This window comes from Variovorax sp. 01N425 (assembly GCF_056399465.1).
In genome coordinates this window covers 1-14,071 of record NZ_JBFTRJ010000014.1, presented here as the reverse complement: position 1 = coordinate 14,071, position 14,071 = coordinate 1, and the positions used below count along the sequence as shown (strand labels likewise).

The window sequence follows — 14,071 nt, the reverse complement described above, 5'->3', positions numbered from 1 at the left end:
CAACGGGGTTGATCGCACCTGATCGAGGCATCCGGCCCCTCTGGAGCGGGCGCGATTCCTGCGTGCCTGATCGTTGGCCCGATGCAATCAATGGATGCAATCAACTTTGCCGATGACCACGATCACCGCCCACTGGCGCAAGCAGCTGCGCAACACCGCCAAGCCGGCCTACCTGCTGCTGGCCGAATTGATTGCCGACGACATCAAGACCGGCCGCCTCGCCGTGCGCGACCGGCTGCCCACCTTGCGCGAACTCGCGGCCGAGCTGGAGCTCAACTACACGACGGTGGCACGCGGCTATGCCGAGGCGCGCAAGCGCGGCCTGATCGATTCGCGCGCCGGCACCGGCACCTTCATCCGCTCGGGCAGCCCGAGCCTGCGGCTGCGCGGCGGCAGCGGCGCCGAGATGACGATGAACATGCCGCCCGAGCCCGACGACCCGCACCTGATGGCGCGGCTGCACGACAGCGCGAGCCGCGCCTTCGCCGAGGCCAACCTGCACGACCTGCTGCGCTACCAGGACTTCGGCGGCACCGCGCACGACCGCGAGGCCGCGATGCACTGGCTGCGGCCCTTCGTGCCCGACGCGGGCATCGACCGCATCCTCGTGTGCCCGGGCATCCACGGCGTGCTCACGGCGCTGTTCTCGCAGCTCGCGCGGCCGGGCGAGCTGATCTGCGTGGAGTCGCTCACCTATCCGGGCGTGAAGGCCATCGCGGCGCAGCTGGGCGTGCAGCTGCATGCGCTGCAGCTCGATGACGACGGCCCCATTGCCGATGCCTTCGAGCACGCCTGCAGGACGCTCAAGCCCAAGGCGCTCTATTGCAACCCCACGCTGCTGAACCCGACCGCGGGCACGGTGCCCCGCGCGCGGCGCGAAGCGCTGGCCGACGTGGCGCTGCGCTATGCGGTGCCGATCATCGAGGACGACGCCTACGGCATGCTGCCGCGCCAGACGCCGGCCGCGCTCGCCACGCTGGCGCCCGGGCTCACCTACTACGTGAGCGGATTCTCCAAATGCTTTGGCGCGGGACTGCGCAGCGCCTACGTGTGCTCGCCCACCGTGGTCCAGTCGCAGCGCCTGGCCGGCGCGATGCGAGCGACCACCGTGATGGCCTCGCCCATCACCAACGCCTTGACCACGCTGTGGGTCGAGGACGGCACCGCCGAGGCCATGCTGCAGGCGGTGCGCGGCGAATCGATGGCGCGGCAGGCGCTGGCCGCGCGGCATCTGGGCGGCAGCGGGCTGCAGGCGCATCCCGAGGGCTTCCATGCCTGGCTGCCGCTCGCGCCGGGCTGGAGCCCGGTGGAGTTCGCCTCCTACCTGCGCACGCAGAACGTCGGCGTGGTGGCGAGCGCGGCCTTCTCCACCGATGGCGATCCGCCCGAGGCGGTGCGCATCTGCCTGGGCGGCCCGATGTCGCGCGAGCAGTGCGACCAGGCGCTGCGGCTCATTGCCGACACGCTCGCGCATCCGCTGCATCCGCACGCCACGCTGCGCGGCGGCTGAGCGCGGTGGCCGTGCTCAGGCGCAGTCGAGCTTCAGTGCCTCGATGCGGCCGCCGAAGCCGAGCTTGCGCATCAGGCCGCCCTCGCGGCTGTTCGCGGGAAAGTCGACCGTGCGGTCCTTGAACATCGCATGCTCGTACACCTTCAGCGTGGCGCGCGGGCCCACGCTGACGCTGTCGATGTCGCGCTTGAGCTGCCGCGCGGTGCCGCGGTCCATGCTCTGGACCTCGGCCGGTCCCACCAGCGTCAGCATGTCGCCCTGGAAGTTGCGGCCGGTATAGAACTGGGCCCAGCAGCCCGAGGCCAGCGCGGGGTCCTCGATGCGCACGGGCACGAGCAGGATCGTGGGATCGGGCCGGTTGTCCGCGGCGGCGGTCGGGCTGGCCGAGCGCGTGGGGCCGGGCATGTGGGAACAGGCGCCGAGCGCCACGGCGCCGGCAATCATGAGGTAGCGGAAATTCTTCATTGGTTCATTGGATGAGGATGGTGGTTGCTTGCGGTTGGGAAAGCAGGCTCTTCAGGCTAGCGGCCACGGCTGCCCGCCGCGTAGGAGCAAAGCCCAAGCGCCCGTCCCCGCGCCGCGACGGCGGCGTTTGCCGCGCACAACGCCGGGCGGCAAATCTCCGCGAATGGCTGCGGCCCGGATGCGCCCCTTTCCTACGCCGGCCGGTGCTGCGGATGTCCAGTCTGGCGATTCGCACCCATCCAATTCTTTTCTTGTTCATCATCGAAGGAAGCCATGGCCACGAGCAGCATCCTGGGAGGCGAACGCCCGCCGGAGGAACCGAAGGGGACGGACGTCGACAGCCTGGGCCCCAGCGACACGAGCGACAGCGGAAGCGACGTGCGCACCTCGCGCGAACGCAGCGCCATTCCCGAAGACGCCGCGGAAGGCGCCATTCCCATTTCGCATGAAAGCAGCACCGATGCCGAGGGCACCGGTGAGCGTGCGTCGGCGGACGCTCCGCCGTCAGCGCCCGATGCGGACATCCTGCCGGACCGCACCGAGGACGCGGGCTCGCCCGACGAGCTTGCCGGCACGGAAGAAGAAGAAATCGACGGCGACAACGACGACGAAGCGGAGGACGCCGGCAACAAGCCCGCTTGAGGCGAGTTCGGTGCAACGCCATGCACGGCCAACTTGACTGCGCGCTCCACGGGCTCCAGCAGCTTGCCTATGCCCGGATCACGCGCGAATTCCACCAGGCCTGGCAGGCGAGGACGGACTGTCCCGCGTCCTGCGAAGCCGCCATCGGCGAGTCGCATCGCCGGGTGCAGCAGTGCGAGCAGGTGCTCGCGCAGCTGCGCCTGCTGATCGACGATCCGCACCAGATCGCGGAAATCAAGATTGCGCGCGCGTTGTACCTGCGCCTGCTGCTGGAAAGCGCGCCCGTGCGGCTGCAGTCGTGGAGCGACAGCGAGAGCTTCGACGACATGCCCAAGTCGCACCTGTTCGAATGGATTTCCTACGACTTCGAACGGCTCGAACTGGCCGAGCTCGAAGGCTCCATGACGCCCGAGGAAGCCGCTTCGTACGCGCAGGCGCTCGACGCGCGCGCCAGCAGCAGCCTGCGCGAGGAGTGAGCGCGCGGCGGGCGGGCCTTCACTCAGCCCCGGCCCAGCACGATCGCGCCGTCCTGGATGTAGCGGTCGAATTCGAGCTTGGGAATGGCCGCGGTCAGCGACTGGCCCTGGTCGGTCCAGGTGAGCACGACGCTGTCGTCGGCCATCATGATCTGGCAGTTCCCCTTCGGGATCTTCAGCTGCGGGCCGTCGCCGGCGCGAAAGGCCACATCGCCTGCGATGCGGGCGTCGATCTGCGTGGTGGAAGTCATGGTCTTGATCTGCCTTGCTTGCTATTGCGGCGCGGGGCGCGCGTGGCGGTGGCTGCCGTCGCTGCGCTGCTCCTTGGAAGGATCGGCATCGCGCGTGGGTGCGAGGCCGCCGGGCGAACCCGCCGAGGGCGGCCGCGAGGTCTGCGTGCGCGCGCTGGCCGGGCCCTGGTCGGCGCCGAGCTGGCGCTGGTCGGTCGCGCCGGCGGGCTGGTCCGCGGGGCGCGTGGCCGGCGGTTTTTCCGCATCGCTCATCGGCGGAGCGCGCGTGCCCTTGGGCGTGCCGGTGGGCTGGGCGACCGCGGCCATGGCGGCCAGGGCCATGGCGGCTGCCGCGAGGCCGCATTGGAAGAAGCGCAGTGGTTTGCCGTGCATGGAGGAGTCCTCGAAAAGAAGAAGCTGCAAGCCTCCTTTCTCGCGCAGCCTGGCCGCGTGCTTGTAGGCAGGGACAGCATTCCCGCGCCGGTGGCAGGCCTGCGCGCGACTCGCTTGCGCCGAAGACGCGCCGCTTTCCTACGCGCGCCGCCGCCAGCGCGGCGCACGGTGGAATTTTCTTTCTAGCAAAGGAATCCACAGCGTGACCCAAAAACGATCCACCGAATCAGCGAATGCACCGGCCTACGGCCGCCCGTGCCCGCCGAGCGCAGCATGAAGCGCGAGGCCAGGACGCCGGCTGAAAACGGCGAGCCCATGGGCCCCAACAACGGCCCGGCCATCACCGAGCAAAGAAAGCCGCCCACCCCCGGCGATGCCGCGGTCGGCGAAAGCGGCAACCACGGCAGTTCGCCGGGCAGCCAGCCCGGCCGCCCCGAGAAGGCATTGCGCGAGGAATGATGAGCCGCCGGTGAATGCATCGGGGCAGCCCACCCCGAAGAACGCTTACAGCGGACGTCAGGCGGCACCGACACCGGTCCTTCTCCGCTCGAACACCATTTCTTCATGGAACCAGCGCACGCAGTGCAGCAGCTGGCGCTGGCAATTCTCAACCTGCCTCGATCTCGACGAGGCCTACGAAGGAGTCATGACATGGCCAACTACACGAACACCGCGGACACCGCCACCACCGAGGACGTGGTCAAGGTGCTGAACGATCTTCTGGAGAACTCGCGCGACGGCGAATACGGCTTCCGCGCCTGTGCCGAGGAGGTCGACTCGCCGCAGCTCAAGCAGGTCTTCCAGAGCCGCTCGGCCGAATGCGCCAAGGCGGCAGCGGAACTGGTCCAGCTCATCCAGCGTTTCGGCGGCTCGCCCGACAAGGGCGGCACGGCGACCGGTGCCATGCACCGCGGCTGGGTGCACGTGAAGGGCACGGTGGGCGCCAACAGCGCGCTCTCCATGCTCGAGGAATGCGAGCGCGGTGAAGACGCCGCGGTGGCGCGCTACCGCAAGGCGCTGAAGGAGGACTTGCCGGCCGACGTGCGCGCCGTGATCCAGCAGCAGTCCGAAGGCGCCAAGCGCAACCACGACCAGATCAAGCGGCTGCGCGACGAGATGCGCAGCAAGAGCAAGTAAGTCACAAGGGGCAAGGGACTGCGCCGCCCGGCAGGGCCGCACGGGGCAAAATGGACATCGTCCTGCAACTCCGGCGGCCTTGTCCTTGACCTCCATTCACTACGACCTCGCGCGCTTCGATGCCGCCATCGTCGATCTCGACGGCACCATGGTCGACACCCTCGGCGATTTCGCGGTGTCGCTCAACCACATGCTGGGCGACCTTTCGCTGCCGCCGGTGGCACCGGCCGCCATCGAGAAGATGGTAGGCAAGGGATCGGAGCACCTGATTCTTTCGGCACTCGCGCATGTGATGTCGTCGGGCGGTGCGGTGCCCGGTAGCGCCGACGCAGAGGTGCCGCATGCGCGCGCACAAGCGCTCTTCGATCAAGCCTGGGAACGCTACCAGCACCACTACCTGGCCATCAACGGACAGCACTCGGCGGTGTACCCGGGCGTGGTCGAAGGATTGAAGGCGCTGCGCTCGCGCGGCCTGCGCCTGGCCTGCCTCACCAACAAGCCGACCTCGTTCGCCAAGCCGCTGCTGGCGGCCAAGGGGCTCGACGGCTTCTTCGACTTCGCGTTCGGCGGCGATGCCTTCGCGCGCAAGAAGCCCGATCCGCTGCCGCTCCTGAAGACCTGCGAAGCGCTGGGCACCGCCCCCGCGCGCACGCTGATGATCGGCGACTCGAGCAACGACGCCAAGGCCGCGCGCGCCGCCGGATGCCCGGTGGTGCTGGTCACCTACGGCTACAACCACGGCGAGCCGGTGCGCGGCGTCGATGCCGATGGCTTCGTCGACTCGCTCGCGGAGATCGACCGAACCGCTTCCTGATCGGCGCCGCGGCTACTTGCCGAGCAGCGCGTCCTTGAGCTTCCAGTCGGCCGGCGCCGGCCCGAGCCAGATGCGCAGCAGCGCGTTGAAGAACGCCGGCTCCTTCACCGGATCGGGCTGCGGCACGCCGCGCACCGTCACCAGCGTGCCCGTGCCGGGCAGCCAGTCGATGGTGAAGCTGTCGCCGGCCTTGAGCTGCTTCTGGTCGGAGAACATCCGGCCCATGCGCAGCAGCCCCGGAATGAGGTTGACCATTTCGCTCTTGGGCGAGTTTTCTTCCACGCCCTTGGTGAAGAACTTGCCGAGCTCGTCGGCATCGATGTCGCGCAGCATGGTGATGGCCACGCGCTTGGGCCCGGGCGCGGCCAGCGCCTCCTCGGGCGTGGAGACCTTCTTCTCCACGTACAGGCCCGCCGCGTACACCTTGAAGATGGCCTTGTAGCGCACCCCCGCGCCGTTGAGCTGCAGGGTGCTGCCGCGCAGGTCGAGGGTGTCGTTCAGCTTGACGCCGGCCACGTCGACCTGCGCGGCCGAGGCGCCGAGCGCGAACCAGGCGCAGGCCAGCACGGCCAGTCGGGAGAACAACCGGGTCGGGAGCGAAAGGGCAGCGGGCACGAGGCTTCCTTGATTTGCGAACGATCGTTCGAATGTATCTTTTCGTTTTACTGCCGGCCCCTCGGGCGAACCCTGAAGGCGGCGGTTGCACCCGCCAGCGTTTTCGTGGGCTAAACTCCACGCTCCATGTTCGTTCATCACATCATTCAAACAGGTGAAGGCAGCCGGGGAGCCTGGCCCTGGCGTCGCCATACATCGCTGACTGTTTGATTGCACGGCGCACGCCGTGCGCCCGCGGTACCGGATCGTTTTTTCTCGACGCCGGGCCACCAGTGAATGACCTTGCCACCGGCCAAGAAGCGCCGGCCGGCAACTGGAGAACGAATCCGTGATCACCGAACTTGAATTCAAGAGCCTCAGCGCCCAGGGCTACAACCGCATCCCGCTGATGGCCGAGGCCTTTGCCGACCTCGAAACGCCGCTTTCCCTCTATCTGAAGCTCGCCCATTCGCAAGGCGGCGGCAAGCACAGCTTTCTGCTCGAATCGGTGGTGGGCGGCGAGCGCTTCGGGCGCTACAGCTTCATCGGCCTGCCGGCGCGCACGCTGCTGCGCGCGAGCGGCTTCGGCGCCGATGCCGTCACCGAAGTGGTGACCGACGGCCAGGTCGTCGAAACGGCCGCGGGCAATCCGCTCGATTTCATCGCCGAATACCAGAAGCGCTTCAAGGTGGCGCTGCGGCCCGGCCTGCCGCGTTTCTGCGGCGGCCTTGCGGGCTACTTCGGCTACGACACCGTGCGCCACATCGAACGCAAGCTCGAAAAAAGCTGCCCGCCCGATGCGCTGGGCTGCCCCGACGTCCTGCTGCTGCAATGCGAGGAACTGGCGGTCATCGACAACCTCTCGGGCAAGCTCTACCTGATCGTCTATGCCGACCCGAAGCAGCCCGAGGCCTACGCGGCGGGCAAGCGCCGCCTGCGCGAGCTGAAGGAAAAGCTCAAGTACTCGGTGAGCGCGCCCATCGTGAAGCCCACGCAGCCGCATCCGCCCGAGCGCAGCTTTGCCAAGGCCGACTACCTCGCGGCCGTGGAACGCGCCAAGGACATGATCGCCGCCGGCGACTTCATGCAGGTGCAGGTGGGCCAGCGCATCAGCAAGCGCTACACCGAGTCGCCGCTGTCGCTGTACCGCGCGCTGCGCTCGCTCAACCCCTCGCCCTACATGTACTACTACCACCTGGGCGATTTCCACGTGGTGGGGGCTTCGCCCGAGATCCTGGTGCGCCAGGAGAACACGGGCGACGGCGAGCAGAAGATCACCATCCGCCCGCTGGCCGGCACGCGCCCGCGCGGCGCCTCGATCGAGCTCGACAAGGCGGCCGAGGAAGAACTCATCAACGACCCCAAGGAGCGCGCCGAGCACGTGATGCTGATCGACCTCGCACGCAACGACATCGGCCGCATCGCCAAGACCGGCACCGTGAAGGTGACCGAGGCCTTCGCGGTGGAGCGCTACAGCCACGTGATGCACATCGTGAGCAACGTCGAAGGCACGCTGAAGGACGGCATGACCGCCATCGACGTGCTCAAGGCCACCTTCCCGGCCGGCACGCTCACCGGCGCACCCAAGGTGCATGCGATGGAGCTCATCGACCAGCTCGAACCCACCAAGCGCGGCCTCTATGGCGGCGCCTGCGGCTACATCAGCTATGCCGGCGACATGGACGTGGCGATTGCCATCCGAACCGGCATCGTGAAGGACCAGATGCTGCACGTGCAGGCCGCGGCCGGCGTGGTGGCCGACTCGGTGCCCGAGCTGGAGTGGAAAGAAACAGAGGCCAAGGCGCGCGCACTGCTGCGTGCCGCCGAACTGGTCGAGGAAGGCCTGGAATGAGCAACGTACCCGACATCCAGAACGATTTCTCGCACGAGATCATCGGCGCCGCCGTCGAGGTGCAGCGCGTGCTCGGCATGGGCCTTGGAGAGGAGGCCTACGCCGCCGCGCTGGCCATCGAACTCGCCGAGCGCGAGATCGGCTTCACGCGCGACGTGGCGCTCTCGGCCAGCTACAAGGGCCGCTCGCTCGGCGAGGTGTACCGCGCGGGCTTCGTGGTCGAGCAGTCGGTCATCGTCGAGCTCAAGGCGGTCGACGTGCTGACCGACCTGCACCGCGCGCAGGTGCTGGCCGCACTGCGCCTGTCGGGCCTCAAGCTGGGCCTCCTGATCAACTTCAACGTGTTCCCCGTCGTCAAGGGCGTGCACCGGATTGTGAGCAAGCCATGAAACTGCTGATGATCGACAACTACGATTCCTTCACCTACAACATCGTCCAGTACCTGGGCGAGCTGGGTGCGGATGTCCAGGTGCACCGCAACGACGAGATCAGCGTGGCGCAGATCGGCGAACTGATCGCCTCCGGCGTCACGCGGCTCGTGGTGTCGCCGGGTCCCTGCTCGCCGGCGGAAGCAGGTGTTTCGGTGGCGGCCATCGAGGCGTTCGCGGGCAAGCTGCCGATCCTTGGCGTGTGCCTGGGCCACCAGGCCATCGGCGCGGCCTTTGGCGGCAAGATCATTCGCGCGCAGCAACTCATGCACGGCAAGACCAGCGAGATCACGACCACGCAAGAGGGCGTGTTCGCGGGGCTGCCCGAGAAGTTCACCGTCAACCGCTACCACTCGCTCTCGATCGAGCGCGAGAGCTGCCCGAAGGTGCTGGCCATCACCGCCTGGACCGACGACGGCGAGATCATGGGCGTGCGGCACACCGGCTTTGCGCATGAGGTGCGCATCGAGGGCGTGCAGTTCCATCCCGAATCGATCCTCACCGAGCACGGCCACGCGATGCTCAAGAACTTTCTCGATTGAAACCCGCCATGACAGACCGCTCCTTGCTCGTCGACCTGCGCAGCGACACCGTCACGCAGCCCACCCCGGCGATGCGCGAGGCCATGATGGCGGCGCCGCTCGGCGACGACGTCTTCGGCACCGATCCGAGCGTCAACGCGCTGCAGGAAAAGATCGCCGCGCTGCTGGGCTTCGAGGCGGCACTGCTGGTGCCGACGGGCACGCAGAGCAACCTGTGCGCGATCCTTTCGCACTGCGGGCGCGGCGACGAGTACATCGTCGGCCAGCAGGCGCACTGCTACCGCTGGGAAGGCGGCGGCGCCGCGGTGTTCGGCAGCGTGCAGCCGCAGCCGCTCGACCACGCATCCGACGGCACGCTGCCGCTCGCGCAGATCGAAGCCGCCATCAAGCCCGACGACGCGCACTTCGCGCGCACACGCCTCCTGGCACTGGAGAACACGCTGGGCGGCAAGCTGCTGCCCTTCGAATACGTGCAGGCGGCAACCGACCTGGCGAAAAGCAGGGGGCTGCAGCGGCACCTCGATGGCGCGCGGCTCTTCAATGCCGCCACCGCGCAGGCCGCGCTGAACAAGAACGGCGACGTCCGCACCGAAGCGCGCCGCATCGCGCAGTGCTTCGACAGCGTGTCGGTCTGCTTCAGCAAGGGCCTGGGCGCACCCATCGGCTCGGCGCTGGTCGGTTCGCGCGAGTTCATCGCGCGGGCGCACCGCATCCGCAAGATGGCGGGCGGCGGCATGCGGCAGGCGGGCTTGCTTGCTGCAGCCGCTTCGCATGCGCTCGACCACCACATCGACCGCCTCGCCGACGACCATGCCCTGGCCCGTCGCCTGGCCGAGGGGCTCGAGGGCATCGAGGGCCTGAAGGTCGAGGCGCCGCACACGAACATCGTGTTCGTCGACCTCATGGGCGCAGCGCAGGCGCGTTCGGCCGAACTGCTCGCGAACCTCAACGGGCAGGGCATTCTTGCCACCGGCCTCTATCGGCTGCGCTTCGTGACGCACCTCGATGTCGATGCGGCCGGCGTCGACCGCGCCGTGGCGGCCATCCGCGGCTTCTTCAACGCCTGAACCCCAAGGAGCCGTGCGATGCCCGATCTCCCGCATCTGCTCGCTTTCATCGCCGCCGGCTGGCTGCTGAACCTCACGCCGGGGCCCGACGTGCTCTACATCATTGCCAACTCGCTGCGCTCCGGCGTGCGCGCGGGCATCGTCGGCGGCTTCGGCATCCTCACCGGCTGCTTCGTCCACATCTTTGCGGCGGCGGTCGGCGTCGGCACGCTGCTGGCCACCTCGGCGGCGGCCTTCACGGTGCTCAAGTATGTTGGCGCGGCCTACCTGCTGTACCTGGGCGTGCGCATGGTGTTCTCGCGCGCCAAGGCGCCGGCCGATCTGCAGCAGGCGGCGGCCGCATCGGGCGAGCGCGGGCTCAAGGAGATCTTCCTGGGCGGCTTCTGGACCAATGTGCTGAACCCCAAGGTCGCGTTGTTCTTCCTGGCCTTCGTGCCGCAGTTCATCGCACCGGACGCCGACAACAAGGGCCTGTACTTCGTGCTGCTGGGCGTGCTGTTCAATTTCAATTCCATTCCCGTCATCGTGGGATGGGCCGCATTCGCCGGCTGGATGGCGCGCCGCAGCGCCGTGCAGAAGGGCATGCACTGGCTCGACCGCGCGGCCGGCGTGCTGTTCATCGGCTTCGGCCTCAAGCTTGCATTCACGGACGCGCCGGCCGGCCGCGTCGGCCCCTGAAAACACCGAGGAGACTCCCCATGATCACCCCCCAGGAAGCGCTCCAGCGCACCATCGAGCACCGCGAGGTGTTCCACGACGAGATGCTGCACATCGTGCGGCTCATCATGAGCGGCGAATGCTCGCCCGTGATGATGGCGGCGCTGATCACCGGGCTGCGCGTCAAGAAGGAAACCATCGGCGAGATCACCGCGGCCGCGCAGGTGATGCGCGAGGTGTCGACCAAGGTGCCCGTGAAGGACACCACGCACCTGGTCGACATCGTCGGCACCGGCGGCGACGGCTCGCACACCTTCAACATCTCGACCTGCTCGATGTTCGTCGCGGCCGCGGCGGGCGCCAAGGTCAGCAAGCACGGCGGGCGCAGCGTGTCGAGCAAATCGGGCAGCGCCGACGTGCTGGAGTCGCTGGGCGTCAACATCAACCTGCCGCCGGAGCAGATCGCGCGTTCCATCGAAGAGGTGGGCATCGGCTTCATGTTCGCGCCCAACCACCATCCGGCCATGAAGAACGTCGCTCCCGTGCGCAAGGAGCTCGGCATCAAGACCATCTTCAACATCCTCGGGCCGCTGACCAATCCGGCCGGCGCGCCGAACATCCTGATGGGCGTGTTCCATCCCGACCTCGTGGGCATCCAGGTGCGCGCGCTGCAGCGCTTGGGCGCCGAGCACGCGATGGTGGTGTATGGCCGCGACGGCATGGACGAGATCTCGCTCGGCGCCGCCACCATGGTGGGCGAACTCAAGGACGGCGAGATCCGCGAATACGAACTGCACCCCGAGGACTTCGGCTTTGCGATGTCGAGCAACCGCGCGCTGCGCGTGGAAACGCCCGAACAGTCGAAGACCATGCTGCTCGGCGTGCTCGACAATCAGGCCGGCCCGGCGCTCGACATCGTGTTGCTCAACGCCGGCGCGGCCCTGTATGCCGCCAACGTGGCCGAGTCGATGGCCGCGGGCATCGAGCGTGCGCGCGAGGCCGTGGCATCGGGCGCGGCGCGCGCCAAGCTGGCCGAGTTGGTCAAGGCCTCCACGGCCGCCGCGTGAAGCAGGAAAACAGCCAGGAACGCAGAAAAATGTCCGACATCCTCGACAAGATCATGGCCGTCAAGCGGCAGGAAATTGCTGCAGCGCAGAAGAGAAGCCCGCTCGAAGCCGTGCGCTTCGACGCTGAAAGCCGCGTGCTGACGCGCGATTTCGAGGGCGCGCTGCGCGCCAAGATCGCCGCCGGCCACGCCGCGGTGATCGCCGAGGTCAAGAAGGCCAGCCCGAGCAAGGGCGTGCTGCGCGAGGACTTCATTCCAGCCGACATCGCGCAGAGCTATGCCGAAGGCGACGGTGAAATCAGCGCGGCCTGCCTCTCCGTGCTGACCGACAAGCAGTTCTTCCAGGGCGGCGTCGACTACCTCAAGCAGGCCCGCGCCTCGTGCGACCTGCCGGTGCTGCGCAAGGATTTCATTGTCGACGCCTACCAGGTGTACGAATCGCGCGCGATGGGCGCCGATGCCGTGCTGTTGATCGCTGCCTGCCTCGACGACGCGCAGATGAAGGACTACGAGGCCATCGCGCGCGGCCTCGGCATGGCGGTGCTGGTCGAAGTGCACGACGCGGCCGAACTCGAGCGCGCGCTCAAGCTCAAGACGCCGCTCATCGGCGTGAACAACCGCAACCTGCGCAACTTCGAGGTGTCGATCCAGGCCACCATCGACCTGCTGCCCAGGCTGCCGGCCGACCGGCTGGCCGTCACCGAATCGGGCATTGCCACGCGCGAGGACGTCGCAACCCTGCGCGCGGCCGGCGTCCATGCCTTCCTGGTCGGCGAGGCCTTCATGCGCGCCAAGGAACCCGGCGAGGCGCTCGCCGCATTGTTCAAATGAGCCGGCCCGATCAGCTGGCGAGCAGCGATCCGGCCGACTGGCCCGTCGCGCCGGGCTGGCGGCCGCTGGTGGACGGCTTCTTTGCCGGCATCGTGGGCCAGAAGCTGCTCGGTTTCCTGCGCGAGCGCCTCGATGCGGGCGCCGTCATCTTCCCGCCGCAGCCGCTGCGGGCCCTGGAGCTGACCCCGCCCGAGGACGTGCGCGTCGTCATCCTGGGCCAGGACCCGTACCACGGCCGCGGCCAGGCCGAAGGGCTCGCATTCTCGGTGGCGCCCGGCGTGGCGCTGCCGCCATCGCTGCGCAACATCTTCAAGGAACTCCAGCGCGACCTGGGAACGGCGCCGCCGCCATTCCCGAACCCGGGCGGCAGCCTGGTGAAGTGGGCCACCCACGGCGTGCTGCTGCTCAACACCTGTCTCACGGTCGAGGAAGGGCAGCCGGCCAGCCATTCGGGCCGCGGCTGGGAGGTGCTGACCGATGCCGTCATCCGCCATGTATCGGACGGCGAGAAACCTGTTGTTTTTATGCTCTGGGGTTCGCATGCCCAGAGTAAGCGTGCGTTGATCGACATTGGCCGCCATAAGGTGCTGATGTCGAATCATCCGTCGCCGCTTTCGGCCTTGCGCCCGCCCGTTCCGTTCATCGGCTGCGGCCACTTCGGCGAGGCGCGCGCCTGGCGGCTCGCGCACCAGCCGGGCGGCGAAATTCACGGATAATGCCGGCTGTTTCGCCTCGGGCAGTTTCCCCGCATCTTCTTGGTGCTGAGTTCTGCGTAGTCACAAAACCGTGCTATATTTCGAGGTTCGCCGGAGAGGTGGCCGAGTGGTTAATGGCAGCAGACTGTAAATCTGCCCTCTAACGAGTACGCTGGTTCGAATCCAGCCCTCTCCACCAGCGATGAATTTGGTTTCTAAGAGCGATTGGATCTAGCGCTTTGGGTGCCTTGAAGTGCCCCCGATGCGGGAGTAGTTCAATGGTAGAACCCCAGCCTTCCAAGCTGATGACGCGGGTTCGATTCCCGTCTCCCGCTCCAGAGACCCGGTTCGGCGCCGGAAAGCGATTGGTTAGACAAAAGCCCTTTTGGCTCAGTGGTAGAGCACTCCCTTGGTAAGGGAGAGGTCGCGGGTCCGATTCCCGCAAAGGGCACCAGTTTTTAGGGGGTTGCAACGGCAGGTTTGCAACCCATCTGCATACGTTGAAATCGTTTTTTTCGGAGTCGAAAAATGGCAAAAGGTAAATTCACCCGCACCAAGCCGCACGTGAACGTGGGCACGATCGGTCACGTTGACCACGGCAAGACCACGCTGACGGCGGCCATCGCCACGGTGCTGTCGGCCAAGTTCGGCGGCGAAGCCAAGGCCTACGAC

19 protein-coding genes and 3 tRNA genes are annotated in these 14,071 nt (G+C 67.5%); 18 read left to right on the top strand and 4 right to left on the bottom strand.

From position 1 onward, the window contains the following. Nucleotides 1-112 precede the first annotated feature (112 nt). Nucleotides 113-1,510: an aminotransferase-like domain-containing protein gene (locus AC1DSC_RS23560; protein ID WP_278876452.1), complete on the top strand. Its 1,398-nt coding sequence runs from the start codon at nt 113-115 to the stop codon at nt 1,508-1,510. 15 nt (nt 1,511-1,525) lie between these two features. On the opposite strand, the gene AC1DSC_RS23555 is transcribed toward AC1DSC_RS23560, so the two are convergent. Beyond that, nucleotides 1,526-1,975: a beta/gamma crystallin domain-containing protein gene (locus tag AC1DSC_RS23555; protein WP_278876454.1), complete on the bottom strand. Its 450-nt coding sequence runs from the start codon at nt 1,973-1,975 to the stop codon at nt 1,526-1,528. Between the two features lie 273 nt (nt 1,976-2,248). On the opposite strand from AC1DSC_RS23555, the gene AC1DSC_RS23550 reads away from it, so the two are divergent. Beyond that, entirely contained in the window at nt 2,249-2,617 is a 369-nt protein-coding gene (locus AC1DSC_RS23550; protein ID WP_018904099.1) for a hypothetical protein, read from the top strand. Between the two features lie 20 nt (nt 2,618-2,637). Beyond that, nucleotides 2,638-3,093, top strand: a complete 456-nt coding sequence (locus tag AC1DSC_RS23545) for a hypothetical protein (protein WP_012745729.1) — start codon at nt 2,638-2,640, stop codon at nt 3,091-3,093. A 23-nt stretch (nt 3,094-3,116) separates the two neighbouring features. Here AC1DSC_RS23545 and AC1DSC_RS23540 read toward each other — a convergent pair whose 3' ends face one another. Together AC1DSC_RS23540 and AC1DSC_RS23535 are read right to left on the bottom strand one after the other, a co-directional pair. Next, nucleotides 3,117-3,344, bottom strand: a complete 228-nt coding sequence (locus AC1DSC_RS23540; protein ID WP_012745730.1) for a hypothetical protein — start codon at nt 3,342-3,344, stop codon at nt 3,117-3,119. Nucleotides 3,345-3,365: 21 nt separating this feature from the next. Next, nucleotides 3,366-3,716 carry a hypothetical protein gene (locus AC1DSC_RS23535; protein WP_012745731.1) on the bottom strand — a complete coding sequence of 117 codons (351 nt, stop codon included), beginning with the start codon at nt 3,714-3,716 and terminating at the stop codon, nt 3,366-3,368. A 273-nt stretch (nt 3,717-3,989) separates the two neighbouring features. On the opposite strand from AC1DSC_RS23535, the gene AC1DSC_RS23530 reads away from it, so the two are divergent. The 3 genes from AC1DSC_RS23530 to gph all read left to right on the top strand — a co-directional run bounded on the left by AC1DSC_RS23530 (nt 3,990) and on the right by gph (nt 5,667). After that, nucleotides 3,990-4,175, top strand: coding sequence for a hypothetical protein (locus tag AC1DSC_RS23530; RefSeq protein WP_436287226.1), 186 nt, complete (start codon nt 3,990-3,992; stop codon nt 4,173-4,175). 192 nt (nt 4,176-4,367) lie between these two features. After that, entirely contained in the window at nt 4,368-4,853 is a 486-nt protein-coding gene (locus AC1DSC_RS23525) for a ferritin-like domain-containing protein (RefSeq protein ID WP_018904102.1), read from the top strand. A gap of 85 nt (nt 4,854-4,938) precedes the next feature. Next, nucleotides 4,939-5,667 (top strand): phosphoglycolate phosphatase, encoded by a 729-nt coding sequence (gene gph / locus AC1DSC_RS23520; protein ID WP_436287227.1) that lies wholly within the window; start codon nt 4,939-4,941, stop codon nt 5,665-5,667. 12 nt (nt 5,668-5,679) lie between these two features. Here gph and AC1DSC_RS23515 read toward each other — a convergent pair whose 3' ends face one another. Then, a complete protein-coding gene (locus AC1DSC_RS23515; protein ID WP_436287229.1) occupies nt 5,680-6,282 on the bottom strand; it encodes a chalcone isomerase family protein in 603 nt (200 codons plus the stop codon). Nucleotides 6,283-6,610: 328 nt separating this feature from the next. On the opposite strand from AC1DSC_RS23515, the gene trpE reads away from it, so the two are divergent. The 12 genes from trpE to AC1DSC_RS23455 all read left to right on the top strand — a co-directional run. Next, a complete protein-coding gene (gene trpE, locus AC1DSC_RS23510) occupies nt 6,611-8,113 on the top strand; it encodes an anthranilate synthase component I (RefSeq protein ID WP_018904105.1) in 1,503 nt (500 codons plus the stop codon). Then, complete coding sequence (locus tag AC1DSC_RS23505) at nt 8,110-8,502, top strand: GxxExxY protein (RefSeq protein WP_436287230.1); 393 nt, start codon at nt 8,110-8,112, stop codon at nt 8,500-8,502. The genes trpE and AC1DSC_RS23505 overlap by 4 nt, the downstream gene beginning before the upstream one ends. Then, a complete protein-coding gene (locus AC1DSC_RS23500) occupies nt 8,499-9,083 on the top strand; it encodes an aminodeoxychorismate/anthranilate synthase component II (RefSeq protein ID WP_278875536.1) in 585 nt (194 codons plus the stop codon). The genes AC1DSC_RS23505 and AC1DSC_RS23500 overlap by 4 nt, the downstream gene beginning before the upstream one ends. A gap of 8 nt (nt 9,084-9,091) precedes the next feature. Then, nucleotides 9,092-10,150, top strand: a complete 1,059-nt coding sequence (gene ltaE / locus AC1DSC_RS23495; RefSeq protein ID WP_278875533.1) for a low-specificity L-threonine aldolase — start codon at nt 9,092-9,094, stop codon at nt 10,148-10,150. Nucleotides 10,151-10,168: 18 nt separating this feature from the next. Continuing rightward, the gene (locus AC1DSC_RS23490) at nt 10,169-10,828 is read left to right on the top strand and encodes a LysE family translocator (protein WP_278875531.1); all 660 of its coding nucleotides are present in this window, start codon (nt 10,169-10,171) and stop codon (nt 10,826-10,828) included. Between the two features lie 20 nt (nt 10,829-10,848). Continuing rightward, on the top strand, nt 10,849-11,874 hold the full coding sequence (gene trpD / locus AC1DSC_RS23485) for an anthranilate phosphoribosyltransferase (RefSeq protein ID WP_278875528.1): 1,026 nt from the start codon (nt 10,849-10,851) through the stop codon (nt 11,872-11,874). A gap of 29 nt (nt 11,875-11,903) precedes the next feature. After that, entirely contained in the window at nt 11,904-12,704 is an 801-nt protein-coding gene (gene trpC, locus AC1DSC_RS23480) for an indole-3-glycerol phosphate synthase TrpC (RefSeq protein ID WP_278875526.1), read from the top strand. Continuing rightward, a complete protein-coding gene (locus AC1DSC_RS23475) occupies nt 12,701-13,420 on the top strand; it encodes a uracil-DNA glycosylase (protein ID WP_027730227.1) in 720 nt (239 codons plus the stop codon). Before trpC ends, AC1DSC_RS23475 begins: the two co-directional genes overlap by 4 nt. 92 nt (nt 13,421-13,512) lie before the next feature. Then, nucleotides 13,513-13,598, top strand: a tRNA-Tyr gene (locus AC1DSC_RS23470). Between the two features lie 65 nt (nt 13,599-13,663). Continuing rightward, nucleotides 13,664-13,737: transfer RNA gene (locus tag AC1DSC_RS23465), tRNA-Gly, on the top strand. A gap of 41 nt (nt 13,738-13,778) precedes the next feature. Further along, nucleotides 13,779-13,853 (top strand) — tRNA-Thr (locus AC1DSC_RS23460). Nucleotides 13,854-13,927: 74 nt separating this feature from the next. Further along, on the top strand, nt 13,928-14,071 hold a 144-nt coding region (locus AC1DSC_RS23455), incomplete at its 3' end, for a GTP-binding protein (protein ID WP_341888899.1).

Excerpts from the sequence above, each read along its gene's own strand:
- AC1DSC_RS23560 (WP_278876452.1), top strand. The coding sequence starts at position 113 with ATGACCACGATCACCGCCCACTGGCGCAAGCAGCTGCGCAACACCGCC.
- AC1DSC_RS23555 (WP_278876454.1), bottom strand. The coding sequence starts at position 1,975 with ATGAAGAATTTCCGCTACCTCATGATTGCCGGCGCCGTGGCGCTCGGC.
- AC1DSC_RS23550 (WP_018904099.1), top strand. The coding sequence starts at position 2,249 with ATGGCCACGAGCAGCATCCTGGGAGGCGAACGCCCGCCGGAGGAACCG.
- AC1DSC_RS23545 (WP_012745729.1), top strand. The coding sequence starts at position 2,638 with ATGCACGGCCAACTTGACTGCGCGCTCCACGGGCTCCAGCAGCTTGCC.
- AC1DSC_RS23540 (WP_012745730.1), bottom strand. The coding sequence starts at position 3,344 with ATGACTTCCACCACGCAGATCGACGCCCGCATCGCAGGCGATGTGGCC.
- AC1DSC_RS23535 (WP_012745731.1), bottom strand. The coding sequence starts at position 3,716 with ATGCACGGCAAACCACTGCGCTTCTTCCAATGCGGCCTCGCGGCAGCC.
- AC1DSC_RS23530 (WP_436287226.1), top strand. The coding sequence starts at position 3,990 with ATGAAGCGCGAGGCCAGGACGCCGGCTGAAAACGGCGAGCCCATGGGC.
- AC1DSC_RS23525 (WP_018904102.1), top strand. The coding sequence starts at position 4,368 with ATGGCCAACTACACGAACACCGCGGACACCGCCACCACCGAGGACGTG.
- AC1DSC_RS23505 (WP_436287230.1), top strand. The coding sequence starts at position 8,110 with ATGAGCAACGTACCCGACATCCAGAACGATTTCTCGCACGAGATCATC.
- AC1DSC_RS23500 (WP_278875536.1), top strand. The coding sequence starts at position 8,499 with ATGAAACTGCTGATGATCGACAACTACGATTCCTTCACCTACAACATC.
- ltaE (WP_278875533.1), top strand. The coding sequence starts at position 9,092 with ATGACAGACCGCTCCTTGCTCGTCGACCTGCGCAGCGACACCGTCACG.
- AC1DSC_RS23490 (WP_278875531.1), top strand. The coding sequence starts at position 10,169 with ATGCCCGATCTCCCGCATCTGCTCGCTTTCATCGCCGCCGGCTGGCTG.
- trpD (WP_278875528.1), top strand. The coding sequence starts at position 10,849 with ATGATCACCCCCCAGGAAGCGCTCCAGCGCACCATCGAGCACCGCGAG.
- trpC (WP_278875526.1), top strand. The coding sequence starts at position 11,904 with ATGTCCGACATCCTCGACAAGATCATGGCCGTCAAGCGGCAGGAAATT.
- AC1DSC_RS23475 (WP_027730227.1), top strand. The coding sequence starts at position 12,701 with ATGAGCCGGCCCGATCAGCTGGCGAGCAGCGATCCGGCCGACTGGCCC.